Consider the following 20,415-nt stretch of genomic DNA (forward strand, 5'->3'; position numbering starts at 1 on the left):
CCCGCCACGGATCGGGCACGGCGGTGTCGCCACCTCCGTGCCGAGTTCCCGCACCGTGTTTCCCCGGCGTGTCGCAAGCGAGTGACCGGACGACCTCGGCACGGTGCGGTTCACTGGTAGCCAGCCGAACGGCACGGCGTCACCGCAGCTCGCACGACCGGCTCCGCCCCCGTGGCGACCTCCGGTTCGCCCGCCGCCCGCCCCGATCTCCCGGGTGTGATGTGCGTGGGGTGGGTGTTGCGGATGGTCCGGATGATGCGCCAGCGGCTAGCCTGAGTGCATGGCAGGTAAGTCCCGCACCACCGCAACGTCCCGTTCGCGGGCGGGATCGACGCGGGGGCAGGCTCCTGCACGGTCTCGGTCCAAGGCCCCGCGTTCGGCCCCCGCCACCCAGCGCCGGTCTGCGTCGGCGGGCCGGGTGCGGCGTTCCCCGGCGCGCCGCCCCGCCCGCGCCCGCTCCAACACCGCCCCGCTGGCGGTGTTCACCCGCGGGGTGAGCAGCGGCTGGAACATGCTGGCGCGCGGGCTCGGCGCCACCACCCGGGCGCTCGGCCGGGCGGGGGAGATCGAGCACGGCCACCGTCGCGACGGGATCGCCCTGGCCCTGGTCGCTTTCGCCTTCATCATCGCCGCCGCGGTCTGGCTGTCGGCGGGCGGCCCGGTCGGGAGCTGGGTCGACACCGCCATCCGCTGGGTCGCCGGATCCGCTTCGGCCGCACTGCCTTTCGTGGCGTCGGCGATCGCGGTGATCCTGATGCGCACCGAACCCCACCCGGAGGCGCGCCCGCGCCTGGTGCTCGGCGGGCTGCTGGTCGGCCTCCCGGTGCTGGGCCTGTGGCACCTGGCCTCCGGTTCGCCGTCCGATATCGACGGCCGTTCCCGCGGTGCGGGTTTCGTCGGCTACGTGGTCGGCGGCCCGCTCAGCGACGGTCTCAGCGCCTTCCTGGCGGTGCCGCTGCTCATGCTCGCCGTCCTCTTCGGCGTGCTGCTGCTGACCGGCACCACGGTGCGCGAGATTCCGGAGCGGATGCGTGAGCTGTTCGGCACCGGCAGCGGCGGCGACGAATACGACCGCGAGCCCGGCGAATTCGGCCTCTACGATCCCGCCGACTTCGACGCCGACGGCTTCCCGATCCACCGGAAGGCCAAGCGCCGCGGCAAGTCCCCGTCGGAGAACTATCCGACCGACGAATTCGGCGGCTCCGACGCCGTCACCGAGATCATCGGCGAACCGCCGCTGCAGGACGCCAAGGGCATCACCCCGCCCGAGCCGCCGAAACCCAAGGCGCGCAAGGCACCCAAGGCGGTGGACCAGACCCCGCCGCCGCAGCAGGCCGAGCAGCTGGAGTTCGTCACCGACCGCGAGGTCGAGGGCGACTACCAGCTGCCGCCCATGACGCTGCTCACCGACGGCGATCCGCCCAAGAAGCGCAGTGCCGCCAACGAATCCATGATCGAGGCGATCACGGAGGTGCTGGTGCAGTTCAAGATCGACGCCGCCGTCACGGGTTTCGTGCGCGGGCCGACGGTCACCCGCTACGAGGTGGAACTGGGCCCCGGCGTCAAGGTCGAGAAGATCACCGCGCTGGCCCGCAATATCGCCTACGCGGTCGCCACCGAGAACGTGCGCCTGCTCGCGCCCATCCCCGGCAAGTCGGCGGTGGGCATCGAGGTGCCCAACTCCGACCGCGAACTGGTCCGGCTCGCGGACGTGCTGAAGGCCCCCTCCACCCGCAACGACCATCACCCGCTGGTGATCGGCCTGGGCAAGAACATCGAGGGCGAGTTCGTCTCGGCGAATCTGGCCAAGATGCCGCACCTGCTCGTCGCAGGTTCCACCGGCTCCGGCAAGTCCAGCTTCGTCAACTCGATGCTGGTGTCACTTCTGCAGCGCGCCACCCCCGATGAGGTGCGCATGATCCTCATCGACCCGAAGATGGTGGAACTCACGCCCTACGAGGGCATTCCGCATCTGATCACGCCCATCATCACCCAGCCCAAGAAGGCCGCGGCGGCGCTGGCCTGGCTGGTGGAGGAGATGGAGCAGCGCTATCAGGACATGCAGGCCAACAAGGTCCGCCATATCGACGATTTCAATCGCAAGGTGAAGTCGGGGCAGATCACCGCGCCGCTGGGCAGCGAACGGGTGTACCGCCCGTACCCGTACATTCTCGCCATCGTCGACGAACTCGCCGACCTGATGATGACGGCCCCCCGCGATGTCGAGGACGCCATCGTCCGCATCACCCAGAAGGCCCGCGCCGCCGGGATTCACCTGGTGTTGGCCACCCAGCGGCCGTCGGTGGACGTGGTCACGGGTCTGATCAAGACCAATGTGCCGTCCCGGCTGGCCTTCGCCACGTCCTCGCTGACCGACTCGCGCGTCATCCTCGATCAGCCCGGCGCGGAGAAGCTCATCGGTATGGGTGACGGCCTGTTCCTGCCCATGGGCGCGAACAAGCCCACCCGTCTGCAGGGCGCGTTCATCTCCGACGAGGAGATCCACGCCGTCGTCGAATTCACCAAGGAGCAGAAGGAACCCGAGTACCAGGAGGGTGTCACCACCGGTAAGCCGGGTGAGAAGAAGGACGTCGATCCGGATATCGGCGACGACCTCGACCTGTTGCTACAGGCCATCGAGCTGGTGGTCACCAGCCAGTTCGGTTCCACGTCGATGTTGCAGCGCAAACTCCGCGTCGGTTTCGCCAAGGCGGGTCGCCTCATGGACCTGATGGAAACCCGCGGGGTGGTCGGCCCCAGCGAGGGCTCCAAGGCACGCGACGTCCTGATCAAGCCCGATGAGCTGGACGGACTGCTCTACACCATTCGTGGTGGGGGAGACGCGGATTCGGAGCCCTCCGACGCGGAGTGAGGGTCACACCTCGAGATCTTCCTCGATGCCCTTGAGGCGGTGGCGGGCCATGGCCAGGTTGGCCCGGTTCTTGTCCAGCGCCAGATACAGGAACAGGCCCTTGGATTTTCGGCCCGTCATGGGCCGGATGATGTGGTACTGGCCGGAGAGGGTGATGAGGATGTCCTCGATATCCTCATTGAGCCCCAGCTGTTCGATGGTGCGCATCTTGGCCCGCACCACCTCGGTATTGCCCGCGGCGGCGACCTGCAGGTCCAGCGCCTTCGAGCTACCGAGCATGCCGAGGGCCATACCGCTGTTGTAGTCGACCACGGCCGCGCCGACCGAGCCGTCGATGACCATCATGTCCTTGAGTGCGATATCCAGATTGGACATAGTTCATTCCTTTCCCACTGTTTTCTTGCGCTGGTCTTTGCGGTGCTGGCCCGTGGTCGGCGACAGATGGTCGGAGATGGCACGGGCCACCGGGCGCGACTCCAGGTGGAGGCGGCCGATATTCACCTCGGGACCGGCCAGCACGGTCAACGAGGTCCAGCCCGCCGCGTAGATGACGACGGACCCGTCGGTGCCGTTGACCACCACTTCGTGGAAGCCGCCACCGTGTGCGGTGGTGGCGAGGCGGTGCGACAGCGACAGATGTGCGGCGGACATGGCCGCCATGCTCGCGGGTTCGATATGCGGCGGTAGATCGTGTGCGACCAGCAGTCCGTCCGCGGACGCCACCAGCGTGCCGGTCAGCCGGGGCACACGGGCGCGCAGCGCCTTCAACTCCGCCAGCACCGCCGGATCGGGTTCGGGTCCGGTCATCGCCACCTTGGTCAGCCTTCCCATCAGATCGCCGAGCAGTCTTTTCCGCGCGGTCACGCAAGTTCCTCCAACGCCGCCCGCAGCCGGATGAGCACGTCGCGATCGACCGGCTCCCAGCGATCGGGGACGGAGATCACCGGGGTCTGCCTGACCCGGCGGCGCAGCGGCGGTGCGGGGCTGCCGATCGCGGGTTCGGCCACCATCGACTCGGCCATGACCAGTGGCGCTCGAACCGGGGCGGCGGGTGGTTCGACGAGGCCGACGGCGCTGAGATCGCGTACGGCCGCGAGGCATCCGTAGGTGGTGCGGCCGAGTTCGCGGGCGATGGCGGTGACGCTGCGGCGGGCGTCCGCGGCGGCGAGCACCTCGGCCGCGCCGCTGGTGAGCACCACCCGCCGCTGCCGGAAGTGCCGGGCGGGCACCACGGGCACCCGATCCACCAGATCCGGTGTCCAGGGCCCGGATTCGCGGTTCGAGCGCCGGGCGCATTCGTTCACCAGGATGCGGGGCGCGATCCGGCAGACCGGTGCCAGCCAGTGCGGCGGTGCGGGCCGGAAGTCCATCGTGGCAGCGGATTCCAGCAGGAAGTAGGCGGCGTCGAAGACCGACAGCAGCGCCAGCGCCTCCAGCCGCGGCCGCTCCAGGATCGGCCCCGGGTCGCCGGTCTCGGCCCGTCGCCATTCATCGGCGCTGGCCACCCCGGCCTCCACCACGAGCCGGTCCATGCCGGTGGTCCGGCGGCAGTCGGCGAAGGCGATGGTGCCGCTCACCAGATGAAATATGCCGTCGCCCGCTCGCAGTATGCCGGTTTCCCTTTCCGCTTCCAGTCGACCCAATTCCGTGGCGAGATCAACGCTCATGACCACCCTCGGTCAATTCCGCCAGAATTCCCCGTAGCTGGAAGCGCGCCATGGCGAGATTGCCGGTGGTTTCGTCGACGAGCACGTGCACGAACAGCCGCCCGTCGAAGTCGCCGTCCACCAAATTCAGTAGGTGGAATCCGTGTGTGCCGAATACGACGATCTCACTGATGTCGTCCCCGTCGCGACCGCTCGCCAGCGCCGGGCAGGCCAGCACCGCCCGCACCACATCCGTGGTGGCGGCGGCGTCCTCGTGCTGGTCGACCAGTTCGTGCTGCCCCGCGGCGGCGATCGCCAGCCCACTCGCCCCATCCACGAGCGTGGCGCAGCGCGCACCGGGAATATCCATGATCGATTGCAGACAACCGTCGATACCGAGCACCGTGCCACCGCATTTTTCCCGTGAGACATTCGAGCGCTGGCGACATTACACACCGTTCGCCAGCAATGTGCCGGAACCACAAGAGGATTGCTGAGATCGAGGAATGTTTGCTGGCTCGCGGAAATGGATACCCGAAGGTATCGAATACCTTTCGGTTGCCGATAATGTGTATTCCCAACGTTGTCTAGAGCCTTTCCGCCCTTTCCTCATGACAATCCGTGCCTACCTGGCGATCCGCCGCACGGCCGGGGAAGCGTGCGATCCCGCCTTGCGGTGATCGTAAGCGTGTGCATATTATCGTTGGACGCTTACCAAATGGGTGAGGCGGACGAGAGCCCGAGGTGGTCATGAACGAGATATTGGCGGACGGCGGCGTGCTCATGCCGTGGAAACCCGGTCCGCGCCACGATGTTCCGGGTACGGTCTTCGTGGCCGTGACCGACTTCCTGGCCACGTCCGAGGAGGATGTCCGGCAGGTCTACGAGATCGGCCTGGAGCTGGGACGCACCTGGCCGGTGATGCAGGGTGCGGTGGGGCTGTGGTTGTGGGGCAGACCCGGAGAACTGCGCGGCGGATCCATCTCGGTATGGGAGTCGCGGGCCGATATGCTCCGGTTCGTGCGCTGGCCGGTGCACACCGACATCATGCGCACCTGGCGGGGCCGCGTCGGCGTCGCCTCCGAGTCCTGGACCGCCGACGCCTTCGAGCCCACCCCGATCCTGAGCCGTGCGCGCACCGTGATCGACAATCCGCACCGCGCGACGGTGTGACCCCGTCGCCAGGCCGGCCCGGTCCTTCGGTCGTGTGCCCGGGAGGATTCGAACCTCCGGCCTCCTGCTTCGTAGGCAGGCGCTCTGTCCGGCTGAGCTACGGACACTCGGCCCCGCGCGGATGTCGTCGTTGACATCCACTCCGCGCTGAGCTGCGCGGGGCGGGAAGAGTGGGTTCCCTCGGTGAGATTCGAACTCACACTGTCCGGATCCTGAATCCGGTGCCTCCTGCCAATTGGGCTACGAGGGAAGGGGATACGAGAGTGACGGAATGCGAGAAGGGCCGCTCCGGCAGCGTGTCCTGGAGCGACCCTCGCGGTGATCTCGGGTGAGATCTAGGGAACGCTCCGTATGCCTACGCGCAGGCGCAGGGGGAAGGCGAGGGTGCGTGCGATGCGACGCTGCGTCGGCTCGGTCACGGTGCCGCCTTCCCTTGTCGTCGGAATGTGTCGAGACCACGGTAGCAATGCGACCGTGCGGCGGTAAAACGATTTTCCGACCTGGCGATACGTCGTGCGACGGGGGTTCGTACGCCCCCGTAACTTGTCGGTGGGTGGCCGTAAGCTTGCGTTCATGAGCGTTTCGGTGTATCAGCGCGCGGGTCCGGACGAAATCAGTTGCGCAGCTGGGGGTTCGGATATCAGTGTGGGTGTCGTAAGCGTTGTACGCGAGGGTCATGGGGAGTGACCCTCCGGGGGAAGGAATGAATGCCATGAACGGCAATATGATTCGCGGGGAGCGTCGCGGCCCGAAGTTCGCCAAGAGCAGCTTCAGTTACGGTGGCGGTGATTGTGTCGAGGTCGCGTACCACGACGGCCGGATCGCATTGCGTGATTCGAAGGACCGGTGCAGCCCGACGTTGTGGTTCACCCGGTCCGAGTGGCGGGCGTTCACATCGGGAGTGCGGGCCGGTGAGTTCGATTTCGGCGACTGACGCCGGTCGGTGGTGCCGCAGCGAATTCGCTGCGGCACCACCACCCCCCACCCCCAGATGCGGCCGACCCCTCGTGCGGCCGCTGGAAACAGGTCAATTCATTGCGATGCGGTGTATTTCGGCGCGAAGTTCGGCGAGATATTCCCGGGCATCGGAGTCGAATACGGCCATTCGGGTCAGCGCCACCCAGTGGCGGCGGTGGGCGTCGACGAGGTCGGGTCCGCGAGTGACCATGCTGCCCGCGATCGGCTCCGCGGCGGCTACGGCGTGGTCGGAATTCTCGTAGATGACGAAACCGTGCGGGATCGTGGTGCTCGCCTCGATATCCTGCGGAATGACCCCGATGCTGACCGTGTCGAGGGTTTCGATCGAGATGATCCGGTCCAGCTGGGCGAGCAGCACGCGATGCGGACCGGGCCGAAAGCGCAGGGCCGCTTCGGTGATCAGGAATTCGAAGCGCTTGTCGGGGTCGTACAGCACCCGCTGGCGCTCCAAACGTGCGGCCAGCGCGGCCGCGAGGGCATCGGGCGCGTACGGCGGATCGAAATTGGCGAACACCCGGCGGGCGTAGTCGGCGGTCTGCAGCAGACCCGGCACCAGTGAAGGCTGGAAGTTGCGCACCAGCTGTGCGTCCTCTTCGAATGCCCGGACGTCGTCCTGTAGATGTGTGCGGTCGGCGAGCGCGGCCGCCCACTCGCGTACCTCGGGCGAGTGCGCCGCCTCGGTGAGCGCGCGCAGCGCCTCGCGGCAATCCGGTTCCGCCCCGACCGCCTCGGCCCAGTCGAGCACCTGCGGTAGCGGGGGGACCACGTGCCCGCCCTCGATCCGCGACAGTGTCGACTGACTGATCCCGACCTGTTTGGCCAGCTCCCGCCCGGAGACTCCGGCCAGGTCCCGCAACCGGCGTAGCTCTGCGCCCAATTGCTGACGCGGATGCGTGTGGCGCGCAACGGTATTCGCGGCGGCTGCTGCCGCCGCGGTCGCGTCCTCCGCCGGGTGATTCAGTGGAACCATGATGATTCGAATCGAATCATTTTGATTCAGCCGAGTCAAGCCGTGGCCGGTCGGCGAGAGTTCGCCGCGCGCAGGGGGATCCGGCTCTGTGGGCGCGTGAGGCCGGGTTTCGGCACGCCACCGGGCCGGATGTGACATACGGCACATGCCGGCGGTCGATACGGCCGAGATCCTGTGTGCCGGGCTGGATTCGACAGACCGGCCGCCCGCACCGATGCGCGGGTCAGTTCTGCGGGAGCCGCAGCAGCGGATTGGATCCGACCGAGTTGCGGATGCTGAAGGTGACGCTGCCGGGCCGGTAGCGGTCGTCGGAGTATTCGGCGGGGGTGCCGTCGGGGGTGGTGGTGACGCGGCGCTGGCGCAGCAGCGGGCTGCCGCGCCGGACTCCGAGCAGGCGGGCGTCCTGCGAGCCCGCTCCGACGGCGTCGAGCAGGTGCTCGCCGTAGGCGAAGACCGTGCCGACGCTGTCGCGCAGACTCTCGGTCACCGAGACGCAGTCGGCGGGCAGCTTCTCGATCTCGGGTGCGAGGAACGGCGCGTAGACGGTGCGCTCCAGCAACACCGGCGCATCGTCGAGGAAGCGCAGCCGGAGCACATGCAGCACAACGGCGTCGGCGGAGAGCTTCAGCTGCTGGCGTTCAGCGGCGGTGGCGGGCCTGCGCTTCTGGGCCTGTACCCGGCTGGCGATCCGGTAGCCGTGGAACTGTGCCCATTGTGCGAAGCTGTGCAGTTCCGCGAACGATTGGCGCCGTTCGCTGCGCAGGACGATGCGCCGCGCACCCTGGCGCGACCCGATCAGGCCCTCGGACGCCAGCAGCTCCACGGCACGGCGCACCGTTCCGCGTGCGGCTCCGAAGCTCTCCATCAGTTCCGACTCGGAGGCCAGTTGCGAACCGACGGGGTACACGCCGCCGATGATGCCCTCGCGGATCGTTGCCGCGATCTCCTCATAGCGCGCGGGCATCCGGTCTCCTCTGGTCTGAAGTGTGCACAGTTCGGTCACGTTGCCGCTTCAGTCGATCATCGTATGACGCGCGTCCGAGACCGCTCGAGCTGTTGCTAAGTTCGCATATCCGTCACTCCCAGTTAACCCGCAGGTGGTGAATCCCTGGCAGGCTCCGCCGTACTTGTTCAGACAAGTTGTGCACTGACCTCAACCCCCACACGGGAGACAGCGTGAAAGCAACGCGCATTGCCGGCCTCACCGCCGGCCTGATCGTCGCGACGGCGGCCCTCGCCGGCTGCGGCGCGAAGAACGAGAACGACACGGTCACCTCCACCGGTGTCGATGCCGCGACGACCACCTCCGCCGCCGACTTCGGCGGTATGGACGGGCTGATCGAGGCCGCCAAGGCGGAGGGTGCGCTGCATGTCATCGCGCTGCCGCCCGACTGGGCCAATTACGCGGAGGTCATCTCGACCTTCGAGGCCAAGTACGGGATCAAGATCGAGAGCGAGAATCCGGACGCCTCCTCCTCGGAGGAGATCGACGCCATCAAGACCCGCAAGGGCCAGGACCGCGCGCCCGACGTCCTCGATATCGGCGTCCCATACGCGCTGTCGGGCACCGAGGAAGACCTGTTCGCGCCGTACAAGGTCGCCGGCTGGGATTCGATCCCGTCGAGCATGAAGGATCCGGACGGCAACTGGTACAACGACTACGGCGGCTATGTGTCGATCGGCTGCGATGCCGCCCGTATCGCGGTGTGCCCGACCTCGTTCGCCGATCTGCTGAAGCCCGAGTACAAAGGCAAGGTCGCGCTCAACGGCAATCCGACCAAGTCCGGCTCGGCCTACTCCGGCGTCTTCGCGGCGGCCCTGGCCAATGGCGGATCCTTCGACGACATCCAGCCCGGTATCGACTTCTTCGCCGAGCTGAAGCAGTCCGGCAATTTCAATCCGGTCGAAGCGACACCGGCCACGGTGCAGAAGGGCGAAACCCCCATCACCATCGACTGGGACTACCTGAACGCCGGTTACGCCGAACAGTTCAAGGACAAGGGCGTGGACTTCAAGGTCGTGGTCCCGTCGGACGCCAAATTCGCCAACTACTACGCGCAGGCCATCAACAAGCACGCCCCGCACCCGGCGGCCGCGCGCCTGTGGCAGGAGTTCCTCTACAGCCCCGAGGGTCAGAACCTGTGGCTGAAGGGCTACGCGCGTCCGGTCCTGCTGCCCGCGATGATCGAGGACGGCACCGTCGACCAGGCGGCTGCCGCCAAACTGCCTGCGGTGCAAGGTGATCCGACATTCCCGACTCCGGACCAGGTGACCGCGGCCAAGAACGCGCTGACCGAGGGCTGGGACAAAGCCGTCTCCTGATGACAGCGCTACTCGACAGTGAGCCGACCCCGACCGCGTCGCGCAGGCGCGAGCGGGGCTGGCTCGCCACCGTACCCTTGCTCGCCTTCATCGGTTTCGCCTTCGGCCTGCCGCTCGGCGCGATCGTGCACGCCGCGTTCCGGGTGAAAGATCCGGAAACGAAACAAGTTTCGTTCGGCACCTCGAATCTGTCGGCCTCCCTGCAGGACGCCTACCTGAACGCGCTCCGATCCAGTATCGAGATCTCCGCGACGGTAGCGGTGCTGGGCGTGATCTGCGGAACGCTGCTCGCGCAGGCCGTGGTCTCGTCCCGGTCGCCGTGGCTGCGGGAACCGGTGCTGACCGCATCGGGAGTGCTCGCCAACTTCGGCGGCGTACCGCTCGCCTTCGCCTGGGTCGCGACGCTCGGCAATGCCGGAATGCTCACCGACCTTTTCGATCTCACCGAGCGCGGCTGGAGCCTGTACAGCTTCACCGGCCTGACCGTCGCCTACCTCTATTTCTCGATTCCGCTGATGATTCTGACGATTACCCCCGCGTTGGACGGGCTGCGACCGCAGTGGCGGGAAGCCGCGCAGAACAGCGGGGCGTCCACCTGGCAGTTCTGGCGGCACGTCGGAATTCCGGTGCTGACGCCGTCCCTGCTCGGCGGCGGTGTGCTGCTGTTCGGGGCGTCGTTCGCCGCGCACGCCACCGCGGCGGCCATGCTCGGCACCGGCAGCGCCGTCCCGCTGATCACCCTGAAGATCGCCGCCGCGCTCGGCGGAGACGTCCTGGTCGGACAGGAGAACGTGGCCTTCGCCATGAGCCTCGACATGATCCTCGTGGTCGCCGTGGTGATGGCGATCTACCTTCCCCTGCAACGCCGGAGCAGCCGATGGCTCGCCTGACCGCGCGCCCGCTCATCCTGGCGCTCGGTGCGCTGTATTTCGGCGTGCCCATGCTGGCCGCGTTCCTGTTCACCGTGCTGGTGCCCGGGGACGGCCCGGACAGCGGCTGGAATCCGAGCGCCTACGGCCGGATTCTCGACGCCGACGGAATCGGCGCCAGCCTCGCGCTCTCGTTCGGCTTGGCCGCGGCGACGATCGTGATCGTGCTGGCGCTGACGCTGCCCGCCATGATCGCGATCCGGCTCTCGGCCCCGCGGCTGCGCCCGGTGCTCGAGGTGCTGTGCACGCTGCCGCTGGTAGTACCGCCGATCACCTTCGTCGCCGGAATCAAGCGGACGCTGACCTGGCAGGAGCCGCTGTCGGCGACACCGCTGTACACCACGTTCAACGCGGTGCAGGATCCCGCGTTCCCGTTCGTGCTGGTGATCGCGTACGTGGTGCTGGCGCTGCCGTTCGTGTACCGCGCCCTCGACGCCGGGCTGCGCACCCTCGATCTGCGCACCCTGGTGGAGGCCGCCTTCAATCTGGGCGCGAGCTGGTCGCAGGTCGTCTTCCGGGTGCTGCTGCCGAACCTGCGGTCGGCGCTGGCCGGGGCCTGCTTCCTCACCCTGGCGCTGGTGCTCGGCGAGTACACGGTCGCGGCGCTGCTCAACTATCAGACCTACCCGGTCTGGATCGTGTGGAGTTCCGGCGTGGACCCGCAGCTGTCCGTCGCCGTCTCGATCTTCAGTTTGGCGCTCACCTGGGTGCTGCTGCTGGCCCTGTCCACGGCCGGGGCGCGCCGGAAGGAATCCCTATGACGACATCGATCACCCCCGCCCGTGTCGAATTCGCGGGCCTGCGCCGGGTTTTCAACGGCACCGTCGCGTTGGACGGGCTGGATCTCGAGGTCGAGCCGGGCGAACTGGTGGCTCTGCTCGGGCCGTCGGGCTGCGGTAAGACCACCGCATTGCGCTGCGTGGCCGGGTTCGAGCATCCCGATTCGGGGGCGGTGCTCATCGACGGCAAGGACATCACCGGTATCCCCGCCAGTCGCCGGGACACGGGCATGGTGTTCCAGTCCTACAGCCTGTTCCCCAATCTGACCGCTCGCGAGAATGTGGCGTTCGGGCTGCGGATGCGCAAGGTGAAGGGGCGCGAAAGGCGCACCCGGGCAGACGAACTGCTCGAGCTCGTCGGATTGCCCGAGCTGGCCGACCGCTATCCGCATCAGCTGTCGGGCGGTCAGCAGCAGCGCATCGCGCTGGCCCGCGCCCTGGCGCTGCGCCCGCGGGTGCTGCTGCTGGATGAACCGCTGTCCGCGCTCGACGCCCAGGTGCGCACGGCGCTGCGCGACGAGATTCGGCGGTTGCAGCTCTCGCTGGGCATCACCGCCATCTTCGTGACGCACGATCAAGAAGAGGCGCTGTCGATGTCGGACCGGGTGGCCGTCATGAAGGACGGTCGCATCGAACAGTGCGCGACACCGGCCGAGCTGTACGACTCGCCCGCCACCTCCTTCGTGGCCGAGTTCGTCGGCACCATGAGCCGCATCCCGGGTCGGCTGGTCGGCGAGAAGGTCGAAGTGCTCGGGCAGCGTCTGCATCTGCGCGGTGACTCACCCGCCGGCCCGGCGGTGGACGTTCTGGTGCGGCCGGAGGAGGTCCTGGTGACCGCCACCGGTGACGCCAAGGTCGTGTCGACCTCGTTCCTGGGCGCGATCACCCGGGTCAATCTGGCGCTTCCGGACGGGACGCTGGTCAAGGCCGACGTCGCCACCCGGGAGGCCGCCGAGCTGGCGGCAGGCGGTGCGGCGTCGGTGCGGCTGCGGGATCGCCCGGTGCTGGTGACCGCGTGCGCATGAACCTGGAGGCCGTGCTGTTCGATATGGACGGCACCCTCGTCGACACCGAAATCCTCTGGTGGGAGACGGTGGAACGGGTCGCCGCGGAGCTGGGCTACCGCCTCGCCCCGGGCGACGCCGGTGACATCACGGGCGCGTCCGTGTGGGACGCCGCCGAATTTCTGGCGTCGAGGACGTCGTCGTCCGCGGTGGTGCTGGCCGATCGCCTGGACGACGCCTTCTGTGCGGCGGTCGCCTCCGGAGTCGTGGTCCGCCCCGGTGTGCTGCGCCTGCTCGATCTGCTCGCGGCGGTCGAGATCCCGGTCGGGTTGGTCAGCGCCTCGCCGCGCCGGGTGGTCTCCCACGTGCTGCCCGCCGTCGGTGCCGACCGGTTCGCCATCACCGTCGCCGCCGAGGACTCGCCCCGCAACAAACCCCACCCCGATCCGTACCTGACCGCCCTGGCCGCTCTCCGGGCGCGAGCTGAATTCTGTGTGGCCGTGGAGGATTCGCCTACCGGCGTGGCGTCGGCGGAAACAGCGGGCTGTCGCGTCCTGGCCGTTCCGTCCGTGCTGCCGATTCCGTCGGGTCCGCGCCGGCTGGTCAGATCGAGCCTGGAGGAGATCGACGTGACCGTTCTCGGCGAGATGATCGGAGGCGAGATGATCGGAGGGGCCGGCACAGTGCCGCTCCGGCAGTCTGCCGCGGAGCGATCCCCGCGGTGATCCGGGAGACCGGTACCGGGAACAGCGGCGGACCCGCACCGCGATGTCGGCGTAGTGGTTGCCGGGCAGGTCGGGAATGTCACATGGGTGCCGTCGCGTCTCTCGCGTCATCCGCGGGCCCACGCGTCGACGACGCGGACGAGTGGCTGTCGAGAGTGCCGAGCCGCAGACTGCGCGGTCCGCAATCCGTGCCGATCCGCGGGGGTGGCGCTTCGCACCGCGGGCACGTCGAACTTGCGTTCCGACGCCGTTTCGGGTGCGTCGTCGGAGGTGGCGCTGAGCATCCGGTCCGGGAGTGCCAGTTTGTGGATGGTGCGCAGGGTCAACAGATATTGCCGCACCAGCGGTCCGGTGGTGTAGGGCAGGTCGTACTTGTCGCACAGGGCGCGGACCCGCGCCGCGATCTCGGCGTAGTGGTTGCTGGGCAGGTCGGGGAACAGGTGGTGTTCGATCTGGTGGGACAGATGCCCGCTCAGGAATGCCAGCACCGGACCGGCCTCGAAGTTCGCGGTGCCCAGCATCTGCCGCAGATACCATTCCGATGTGGTTTCGTGGTCGAGCACGGCGGGGGTGAACTTCTCCGCGCCGTCCGGGAAATGGCCGCAGAAGATCACCAGGTAGGCCCACAGATTGCGGAGGGTGTTGGCGGCGGCGTTCGCTGCGAGGGTCCGCCGCCAGCGCCGACCGCTCAGCGCCGGGAAGAGTACGTAGTCCTTGCCGATCTGCCGCTCGATCTTGCGGATCAGCGCTCGTGTCTGAGCGGCCTTCTGCGATTCGGTCGCCGCGCGATCGTGGTCGGAATACAGGTCGTGCAGGGCGATTCCCCACTCGAAGGTGGCCGCCAGCAACAGGTTTTGCAACGGCTGCAACAGGAGTCGCACGCGCCACGGCTGATCGCGGGTCACCCGCATCACACCGAAGCCCAGGTCGTCGTCGGCACCGAGCACATTGGTGAACACGTGGTGGCGGTAGTTGTGCGAGTATCGCCACTGGGAGGAAACTCCCGCCATATCCCATTCCCAAGTGCTGGAATGGATTTCGGGATCGTTCATCCAATCCCACTGGCCGTGGCTCACATTGTGGCCGATCTCCATGTTCTCGATGCTCTTCGCCGTCGCCAGCGCCGTGGTTCCGAGCAGCCAGCCGAACTTTCCTCTGCTGCAGGCGATTATCAGCCGGGCCGCCACGTCGAGTACGCGCTGCGCCGCGATCGTCCGGCGGATGTACGCGGCGTCCCGCGTGCCGCGCCTGTCCTGGATGTCCTCGCGGATCGCGTCGAGTTCTCGCCCGAGCGCTTCGACGTCCTCGGGGCTCAGGTGTGCGTACGCGGCGACCTTCGTGATTGCCATATGTCGTGTCCTCGAATCTCTTGACTCGCGCCGTGGAGCGGCGGTCGATCCGGGCGACGGTGCCTGGCGTGCGACGCCGGTCAGCGCTGGAGCATCGCTCTCACCTTGTTCACGGTTCGCTGAACGGCGTGACCGGCGGGCCTGCCGCCGTGATCCGCGCGTCGGCGACCGGCGTCGTCGGTTCCGGCGAGCAGCTTGCGCAGCCGCGCTCGCGCCGCCTGTAGCCGGTACGCGGTCCTGTTCTCGTCATTCATCGGGATATCCCGTCTCCGGCCATCAAATCGCGCCCGGGGCCGCCGTAGTGGTGGCCGATCAACCGATGCGAATGCCGGTTCGAACGCCAGCGTAGGCGCGCGAACGTTGTATGTCTACAGCGTAGGCATCCAATGTGGACACCGGGCGGATCCGCGGACGGGTCGCCGACGTGCGACCGGTGCCCGCCGGGGTACTCTCGGGGGTATCGGTGGCACATCGCATCCGGTCTACTCCTGACCGCTTCGTCACGCGATTCTCCAGCAAGCCCGGCCGTTCGCGGTCGAGACAGGAGCGTCTCCATGACGCCGAAGCCGCCCCGTGCCGAGCGACCGGTCCCGCCTGGCGATTTCCCACGCCGGCGTGGAGCGCCCACGCCACGAGTGCTGCTGAAGCCCGTGGCACCTAGGACCGGCTATGTCGACGGAGTGTGGTGGCCCTATACCGACAAGCTCGCGGAGGAGTTGCCGGGCCTGCTCACCCGCCTGTCGGCGCGCCTGCACCCCGTCCTCCGGGTGGGCTATCACCTCGTGGAATGGGCGACCTCGCCGGGTGAAATGGTGGTATCCGGACAGGCGGTCCGGCTCGACTGGCATCACGACATCGCCCATACCGTGATGGTGGCCGGGCCGGGAAATCGGCGACTCGTCCTGTTGGTCGTGCCACCCGACACCGACCCCGGCGACGCGTACACCGCCATGACGGCGGCGGCCGCCGCGAACAATGCCGCGCGACCGGACGATCTGCTGCAGATCGGCATCCGGAAACGGCGAGAGCGCAAACGGCGGGCAGCCGCCGTGCGGCGGTGGGCCGCACGCACGACGTCGATCAACTGACCAGCGTTCCGGCGGTCCGTCACCCGGCGCGCAGCACCGCGCCGCCGTAGGTCATCGTGGGAATGTCAACGCTGTATGTCTACGATTGCCCAATCGGAGATTCCGATGGGAACGGAGGACATCTCGGATGACCGAACGCCCTGCCGATCGGAAGAACTCCCGATCCGTGCGCCGACGGTCCGGCGCGGCCGGTACCGCCGCTCGCGGCGACAGGCCGGTCACCCGCGCCGTGGTGCTGGACGCGGCGCTCGAACTCGTCGACCGCGACGGAGTCGAGGCGTTGTCGATGCGGCGACTGGCGGAGGCGGTCGGACGGGACCCGATGGTGATCTATCGGCATGTGCCCAACAAGGCGGCCGTGCTCGACGGGGTCGCCGAGATCGTGTTCGCGCGGTTGACCGTCGACCCCACCGACACCGACTGGGCCGGTCAGTTGCGGGGGATCGCACGAGATTTCCGCGGCCTCGCACTGGCGCATCCGCGGGTGGTTCCGTTGTTGGTGACCCGGCCGCTGGCCACTCCGTTGGGAATGCGCCCGCCCGCGGTGGTCCGGCCGCTCGAGAACATCCTCGAATTGCTCACCCGCGCCGGGTTTTCCGGTGCGGACGCGTTGCATGTCTACCGAGCGTTGTTCGGGTTCCTCTACGGGCATGTGCTCAACGAGTTGCAGGAGGTCGTGGAACGACCCGAGGAGACCGACGAGGTGCTGCGTCTGGGGCTGTACCGGCTGCCGATCGAGGAGTTTCCCCGGGTGCGCGGGCTCGCGTCGGCACTTGCCGCCTACGACGGCGGCGCGGAACTGGAACGCGGCCTCGACATCCTGCTCACCGGTCTCGCCGCGACCCTGCCGGGTCTCGGGCGCTGACCGTCGCCTCCCGGTCCGCGCCCGCGCCGCCTTCGGAGTCCCAGCGCTGCTGTGCGGCCGTCATATCGGTCGAGTCCACCGTGGAGATGACCCGAAGGACGAGCTTCGCGTCGATGGCCACCCCGAGAATCTCGACGGCGTGCGCGGGCGAATGCCGGTAGCCGTCGAGCCGGACCCGTCGTTCGCCGAAGTCCAGCTTTCTCGGCGCGGATTCCCACTCGTCGAGGTGATAGACGACGCGGTGAATCGGCCCCAGCCGAGGCGTGAGTGCTGCGAGCAGTTCCGGAAGCTCGGCGGTGAGGTCGCGGCTGTAGGGCCGCCAGTTGGCGGCTATGGTCCCGTCGCCGGGCGGGACTGACTCGAGTCGCGGTGGGCGACCGGCGGATGGCGGTCGACGTGCGGTGCTTTCGGTCGGTTGTGGCGTTGGTTGTGACGTCATGGTCAACGCCCCTCTCTTGCCCCCTACTGCGTTCATTCTACGCTGGGGATACGTTTCTCGTCGCTGTGCTCGAACTCGTTGCCTTCGCATCACGGGCGCGAATCACCTTGCGGCTATTGCGGATTCGTCATCGGTGGAGCTTCCGGGTTGCTTTCCGTCAGCGGGCGGTCACGATTCGGCGCACGGTGGCGACAGGGTGGTGGTGAGGCCGGTGAGCAGGATGTCGAGGCCGTGTTCGAGCTCTGCCGCGCCGTCGTAGGTGGTCAGGTCGGAGGCGAGGCCGCGCAGCAGTGGGAACTCGCCGATCGGCAGGCGGTGCAGGCCCAGGCGCAGCAGATCGGTCGACTCCTCCGGGCGTTCCACGAGCTCCTGCAGCTCGGTGAGGACGTGGCCGTAGAGGAAGCCGAACAGGGCGCGGTAGATGTGCAGAGCGTCGGCGCCGGAGAACTCCGCGTCGATGAGCAGGCGCAGGATGTGCTCCACCGGCCGCAGGGTGCCGATCGGGCGCAGCCCCAGCGGGGTGGCCAATGGGCGGGTCACCAGTAGCGGAACCGCCTTGGGATGGGCGAGGGCGGTATGGCGGAAATCCCGTGCGATCAGTCGCAACTGATGACACCAGTCCGGATCCGAGGTGTCGACGGTCAAGTGCTCGAGTACGACCTCGACGACACCATCGAGCACCGCGGCCTTGTTCGAGGTGTGCCGGTAGATGGCCATCGGATCGCGGCCAAGCGCTTCGCCCAAGCGGCGCATGGACAGTTGGTCGACGCCCCGGTCGTCGATGATCTCGAGCGCTGCCGCGAGCACGGCGGCGCGGGTGAGTGGGATGTCGTGAGTGCGCGGGCCGTCGCGCTTTCCGTTCATTGCCAACCTCGCTTCCCGAGTTCTGGGCATCGCTAGGCTTGCGCAGCCCAATCGGAGCCCCGCGTTCAACGCGCGGTGCGCGATGGCCGGGTGTCCGCTCAGTAGTAGTGGCGTCGACCGCCGACGGTATGCCCACGGCGACCCGCGAGCAGGAGTCCGGCTCCGAGAGCGAGGATCAGCACGCCGACGACATCGAAAACGATGTTGTCGACGACGAATCCGACTCCGAGGAGGAGTGCGCCGAGAACGATCATGCGTGGATACCTGATTTCGGGCATATGGTGCCGGACTCGGCCGGCACCCCTCCAGTAGACTCCGCCCCGCCCCCGGTGTCAACGTTGTAGGTCTACGTGATTGAGCTCCATCGGTCGCGAAGACTGTAGCTCTACATCGTTGACTATTCGGTCGGCGCGGCGTTCACTGAAGTGGCCGGTTCCTCCGTAACGGGAACATCCGTCCCGTCGACTTCGGCTGAATTCGAGGCAAACCGATGAACGACCAGTCGGCCCCGATCTTCACAGCATCACATCCACTCGGTGGGAGCGACGATTTCGGTCCACCGTTCGTCCGACCCGCTGGATGGACTTCCCACGACGAGGGCCGACGAGCCGTTCGCGATGAGCTGATCGAGCGATACCAGCCGTTGGCCGAACATATCGCCGGCAGGTTCGCCGTCGGCGGCGCGAACACGGACGCCCTGTTGCCTCACGCCCGGGCGGCGGTCGTGCTGGCTGTCGATCGATTCGATCCCGGCGGCGGATCGTCGTTCCTGTCCTTCGCGGTGCCCACGATCACGGGCGAGGTCCGCCGGAATTCCCGGGACTACGAGGGGGCGGTGTGGATACCGCGGTGGCTCGCGCGGATCCGCCCGCCGATCGGCCCCGCCATCGATGCGCTGTGCCGTCGGCTGGGGCGGATGCCCACCGCCGGAGAGATCGCTGCCGAAGTCGGTGGAGACCGGGTCGAGGTGACCCGGGCCCTGGTCGTTCACAACGCCCGACGTGGATGCTCCGGCAACGGCTCCGCTTCCGAATGATGTCGAGCTCCAACGGAAACCGCACCGTGTTATGCCAGTATTCGGTTATGCCAGTACTTGCCGCATCCGCTCGCCGGCGCGGTGCGGCTCGGTGTCGGAGGGGATGATCAACAGGGTCATCTGGGTGCCGTCGGTTGCGACAGCCTCCATGATGTCGGGCGGCTGATCGGGTTCTGGGCCGTGGGTGTGCACGTCATCGTCGCGATCGATGTGTCGCTGCGCGAGGCTGATCGTGTTCCAGGCGAATCCGATCCGGGCGAGGGGGCCCAGGCGCGGAGTGAGGGCGCTGATGAGGTCGTGCAGTTCCGTGGTGAGGTTCGGCGTCCACGGCCACCAGGCCCCATCGATCGGTGCCGGGGCGGCGTCCCGGTCACGCAGGCGCAGCCGGGGGGTTCGAGTCGGGGCCGGGAAGGGCTGCCGCTCGCGCGAGGACGTCGTCGCGTCGGACATCTCGGAGTGATTGGTGATGGGTCGTTCCCAGGAGAGGTGGTTCATGACAAGGGCTCCGAATTCGGGTCCGATCCGAACGCGTGGCCGGTCGTCGCGAGCATGGCTCGTGCGATGGGCGCGTCGGCATCAGCGGGAATGGTCTGCACGACGATCACCGTGCCGTCGACTCCGCACAGGTAGATCGTGCCGAACAGCTCGAAGGGGTAGGGGTCCAGCCGTATGGTGCGGTTGTCCAGCAGGAGATTCCGTTCGGCTGGAGCCCAGGCGCGCGGGTCGAAGACCGTGCGCCACACCGATCCGGTTCGTGGCCGGAGTGCGGTGATCAGATGCGGGAGTTCGGTGGTGATATCACTCGACCGCGGCCACCAGACCGCGTCGAGGTATCCGCTCGACGCGGAGTCGGGTCGTAGGCTCAACCGTTCCGGATGGGTACTGCTCGATCGTGGCGTCATCAGACGCTCCTGTCATGGCCGGTGAACGGCCAGATTGTCGAATTCGCGGACGGCGCGGCCGCTGTCGGCCGACGCGCGTCGTGTCTCCGGATACTGTCGAGCCTACTCGCATGGTGGCCGCATGCCCGGCTTCCCGGAGGGTGACAGGGCTCATGTGGTTGTCCGTCATTTGTCCGTCAAGTGACGCCGCGACCGGTCGGCTTGAAATTGGTTGTGGTTCAGCGTTTTCCCACGGTATCGGCGATCGGGACTACACTGAGGCCATCCACGAACCGGTGGTCCCGTCGCCCGGTGTGCGATGGCGACCGATCCGGTGTGGTCCGCTCCAGACCCCGGCGGCTTCCAGATCGTCACTCGTGCGTAAGGGGTCACCCATGAATTACGTCGGCAGGTCGGATCCCGGCGGATCGGCGATAGCCGGCCGTGGTTTCGGACCCGGGCCCGGTTGGGCGGTCCAGGCGGTGCCGGTGAACG

At 67.7% G+C, this 20,415-nt stretch carries 24 protein-coding genes and 2 tRNA genes; 11 read left to right on the forward strand and 15 right to left on the reverse strand.

Features of this window, described 5'->3' with window-relative positions; translation table 11 throughout:
• The first annotated feature begins 280 nt into the window (after positions 1–280).
• Entirely contained in the window at positions 281–2,872 is a 2,592-nt protein-coding gene (locus QMO76_RS26265) for a DNA translocase FtsK (RefSeq protein ID WP_306363997.1), read from the forward strand.
• Positions 2,873–2,875: 3 nt separating this feature from the next.
• Here the strand turns inward: QMO76_RS26265 and QMO76_RS26270 are convergent, their stop codons facing one another.
• Genes QMO76_RS26270 through QMO76_RS26285 form a run of 4 tightly spaced genes read right to left on the reverse strand, consistent with a single transcriptional unit; the run spans position 2,876 to position 4,888 of the window.
• Positions 2,876–3,247, reverse strand: coding sequence for a hypothetical protein (locus QMO76_RS26270; RefSeq protein WP_306363998.1), 372 nt, complete (start codon positions 3,245–3,247; stop codon positions 2,876–2,878).
• Positions 3,248–3,250: 3 nt separating this feature from the next.
• Positions 3,251–3,736 carry a roadblock/LC7 domain-containing protein gene (locus QMO76_RS26275; RefSeq protein ID WP_306363999.1) on the reverse strand — a complete coding sequence of 162 codons (486 nt, stop codon included), beginning with the start codon at positions 3,734–3,736 and terminating at the stop codon, positions 3,251–3,253.
• A complete protein-coding gene (locus QMO76_RS26280) occupies positions 3,733–4,539 on the reverse strand; it encodes a hypothetical protein (protein ID WP_306364000.1) in 807 nt (268 codons plus the stop codon). The genes QMO76_RS26275 and QMO76_RS26280 overlap by 4 nt, the downstream gene beginning before the upstream one ends.
• On the reverse strand, positions 4,529–4,888 hold the full coding sequence (locus QMO76_RS26285; RefSeq protein WP_306364001.1) for a hypothetical protein: 360 nt from the start codon (positions 4,886–4,888) through the stop codon (positions 4,529–4,531). Before QMO76_RS26285 ends, QMO76_RS26280 begins: the two co-directional genes overlap by 11 nt.
• A gap of 380 nt (positions 4,889–5,268) precedes the next feature.
• On the opposite strand from QMO76_RS26285, the gene QMO76_RS26290 reads away from it, so the two are divergent.
• Positions 5,269–5,691, forward strand: coding sequence for a hypothetical protein (locus QMO76_RS26290; RefSeq protein WP_306364002.1), 423 nt, complete (start codon positions 5,269–5,271; stop codon positions 5,689–5,691).
• A gap of 33 nt (positions 5,692–5,724) precedes the next feature.
• On the opposite strand, the gene QMO76_RS26295 is transcribed toward QMO76_RS26290, so the two are convergent.
• Positions 5,725–5,798: transfer RNA gene (locus QMO76_RS26295), tRNA-Arg, on the reverse strand.
• A 68-nt stretch (positions 5,799–5,866) separates the two neighbouring features.
• Positions 5,867–5,941 (reverse strand) — tRNA-Leu (locus QMO76_RS26300).
• A 462-nt stretch (positions 5,942–6,403) separates the two neighbouring features.
• Between QMO76_RS26300 and QMO76_RS26305 the strand changes: the two genes are divergently transcribed.
• A complete protein-coding gene (locus QMO76_RS26305; RefSeq protein ID WP_306357853.1) occupies positions 6,404–6,625 on the forward strand; it encodes a DUF397 domain-containing protein in 222 nt (73 codons plus the stop codon).
• A gap of 93 nt (positions 6,626–6,718) precedes the next feature.
• On the opposite strand, the gene QMO76_RS26310 is transcribed toward QMO76_RS26305, so the two are convergent.
• Together QMO76_RS26310 and QMO76_RS26315 are read right to left on the reverse strand one after the other, a co-directional pair.
• Positions 6,719–7,639 (reverse strand): helix-turn-helix transcriptional regulator, encoded by a 921-nt coding sequence (locus QMO76_RS26310; protein WP_306364003.1) that lies wholly within the window; start codon positions 7,637–7,639, stop codon positions 6,719–6,721.
• A 223-nt stretch (positions 7,640–7,862) separates the two neighbouring features.
• Positions 7,863–8,603, reverse strand: coding sequence for a GntR family transcriptional regulator (locus QMO76_RS26315; protein ID WP_306364004.1), 741 nt, complete (start codon positions 8,601–8,603; stop codon positions 7,863–7,865).
• Positions 8,604–8,815: 212 nt separating this feature from the next.
• Between QMO76_RS26315 and QMO76_RS26320 the strand changes: the two genes are divergently transcribed.
• The 5 genes from QMO76_RS26320 to QMO76_RS26340 are packed head-to-tail and all read left to right on the forward strand — an operon-like array spanning position 8,816 to position 13,398.
• Positions 8,816–9,961 carry an ABC transporter substrate-binding protein gene (locus QMO76_RS26320; RefSeq protein WP_306364005.1) on the forward strand — a complete coding sequence of 382 codons (1,146 nt, stop codon included), beginning with the start codon at positions 8,816–8,818 and terminating at the stop codon, positions 9,959–9,961.
• Complete coding sequence (locus QMO76_RS26325; RefSeq protein WP_306364006.1) at positions 9,961–10,851, forward strand: ABC transporter permease subunit; 891 nt, start codon at positions 9,961–9,963, stop codon at positions 10,849–10,851. Before QMO76_RS26320 ends, QMO76_RS26325 begins: the two co-directional genes overlap by 1 nt.
• On the forward strand, positions 10,839–11,651 hold the full coding sequence (locus QMO76_RS26330) for an ABC transporter permease (RefSeq protein WP_306364007.1): 813 nt from the start codon (positions 10,839–10,841) through the stop codon (positions 11,649–11,651). The genes QMO76_RS26325 and QMO76_RS26330 overlap by 13 nt, the downstream gene beginning before the upstream one ends.
• Positions 11,648–12,694, forward strand: coding sequence for an ABC transporter ATP-binding protein (locus QMO76_RS26335; protein WP_306364008.1), 1,047 nt, complete (start codon positions 11,648–11,650; stop codon positions 12,692–12,694). The genes QMO76_RS26330 and QMO76_RS26335 overlap by 4 nt, the downstream gene beginning before the upstream one ends.
• Entirely contained in the window at positions 12,691–13,398 is a 708-nt protein-coding gene (locus tag QMO76_RS26340) for an HAD family phosphatase (protein WP_306364111.1), read from the forward strand. Before QMO76_RS26335 ends, QMO76_RS26340 begins: the two co-directional genes overlap by 4 nt.
• A 107-nt stretch (positions 13,399–13,505) precedes the next feature.
• On the opposite strand, the gene QMO76_RS26345 is transcribed toward QMO76_RS26340, so the two are convergent.
• Together QMO76_RS26345 and QMO76_RS26350 are read right to left on the reverse strand one after the other, a co-directional pair.
• Positions 13,506–14,747 (reverse strand): acyl-CoA desaturase, encoded by a 1,242-nt coding sequence (locus QMO76_RS26345; protein WP_306364009.1) that lies wholly within the window; start codon positions 14,745–14,747, stop codon positions 13,506–13,508.
• Between the two features lie 80 nt (positions 14,748–14,827).
• Positions 14,828–15,001, reverse strand: coding sequence for a hypothetical protein (locus tag QMO76_RS26350; protein ID WP_306364010.1), 174 nt, complete (start codon positions 14,999–15,001; stop codon positions 14,828–14,830).
• A 381-nt stretch (positions 15,002–15,382) separates the two neighbouring features.
• Between QMO76_RS26350 and QMO76_RS26355 the strand changes: the two genes are divergently transcribed.
• Complete coding sequence (locus tag QMO76_RS26355; RefSeq protein ID WP_306364011.1) at positions 15,383–15,835, forward strand: DUF5994 family protein; 453 nt, start codon at positions 15,383–15,385, stop codon at positions 15,833–15,835.
• A gap of 127 nt (positions 15,836–15,962) precedes the next feature.
• Positions 15,963–16,700, forward strand: a complete 738-nt coding sequence (locus QMO76_RS26360) for a TetR/AcrR family transcriptional regulator C-terminal domain-containing protein (RefSeq protein WP_306364012.1) — start codon at positions 15,963–15,965, stop codon at positions 16,698–16,700.
• Here QMO76_RS26360 and QMO76_RS26365 read toward each other — a convergent pair.
• From QMO76_RS26365 to QMO76_RS26375, 3 genes are all read right to left on the reverse strand, one after another.
• Complete coding sequence (locus tag QMO76_RS26365) at positions 16,660–17,139, reverse strand: DUF5994 family protein (protein ID WP_306364013.1); 480 nt, start codon at positions 17,137–17,139, stop codon at positions 16,660–16,662. The genes QMO76_RS26360 and QMO76_RS26365 overlap by 41 nt on opposite strands.
• 168 nt (positions 17,140–17,307) lie before the next feature.
• Complete coding sequence (locus tag QMO76_RS26370; RefSeq protein ID WP_306364014.1) at positions 17,308–18,003, reverse strand: TetR/AcrR family transcriptional regulator C-terminal domain-containing protein; 696 nt, start codon at positions 18,001–18,003, stop codon at positions 17,308–17,310.
• Between the two features lie 98 nt (positions 18,004–18,101).
• Positions 18,102–18,257 carry a DUF6131 family protein gene (locus tag QMO76_RS26375; RefSeq protein WP_306364015.1) on the reverse strand — a complete coding sequence of 52 codons (156 nt, stop codon included), beginning with the start codon at positions 18,255–18,257 and terminating at the stop codon, positions 18,102–18,104.
• 236 nt (positions 18,258–18,493) lie between these two features.
• Here QMO76_RS26375 and QMO76_RS26380 point away from each other — a divergent pair, with 236 nt between their 5' ends.
• A complete protein-coding gene (locus tag QMO76_RS26380; RefSeq protein WP_306364016.1) occupies positions 18,494–19,039 on the forward strand; it encodes a sigma factor in 546 nt (181 codons plus the stop codon).
• Between the two features lie 45 nt (positions 19,040–19,084).
• Here the strand turns inward: QMO76_RS26380 and QMO76_RS26385 are convergent, their stop codons facing one another.
• Entirely contained in the window at positions 19,085–19,534 is a 450-nt protein-coding gene (locus QMO76_RS26385) for a DUF5994 family protein (RefSeq protein WP_306364017.1), read from the reverse strand.
• The gene (locus tag QMO76_RS26390) at positions 19,531–19,941 is read right to left on the reverse strand and encodes a DUF5994 family protein (RefSeq protein ID WP_306364018.1); all 411 of its coding nucleotides are present in this window, start codon (positions 19,939–19,941) and stop codon (positions 19,531–19,533) included. Before QMO76_RS26390 ends, QMO76_RS26385 begins: the two co-directional genes overlap by 4 nt.
• Positions 19,942–20,415 lie beyond the last annotated feature (474 nt).

It is taken from the genome of Nocardia sp. CC227C (genome assembly GCF_030767025.1).
Lineage (GTDB): Bacteria > Actinomycetota > Actinomycetes > Mycobacteriales > Mycobacteriaceae > Nocardia.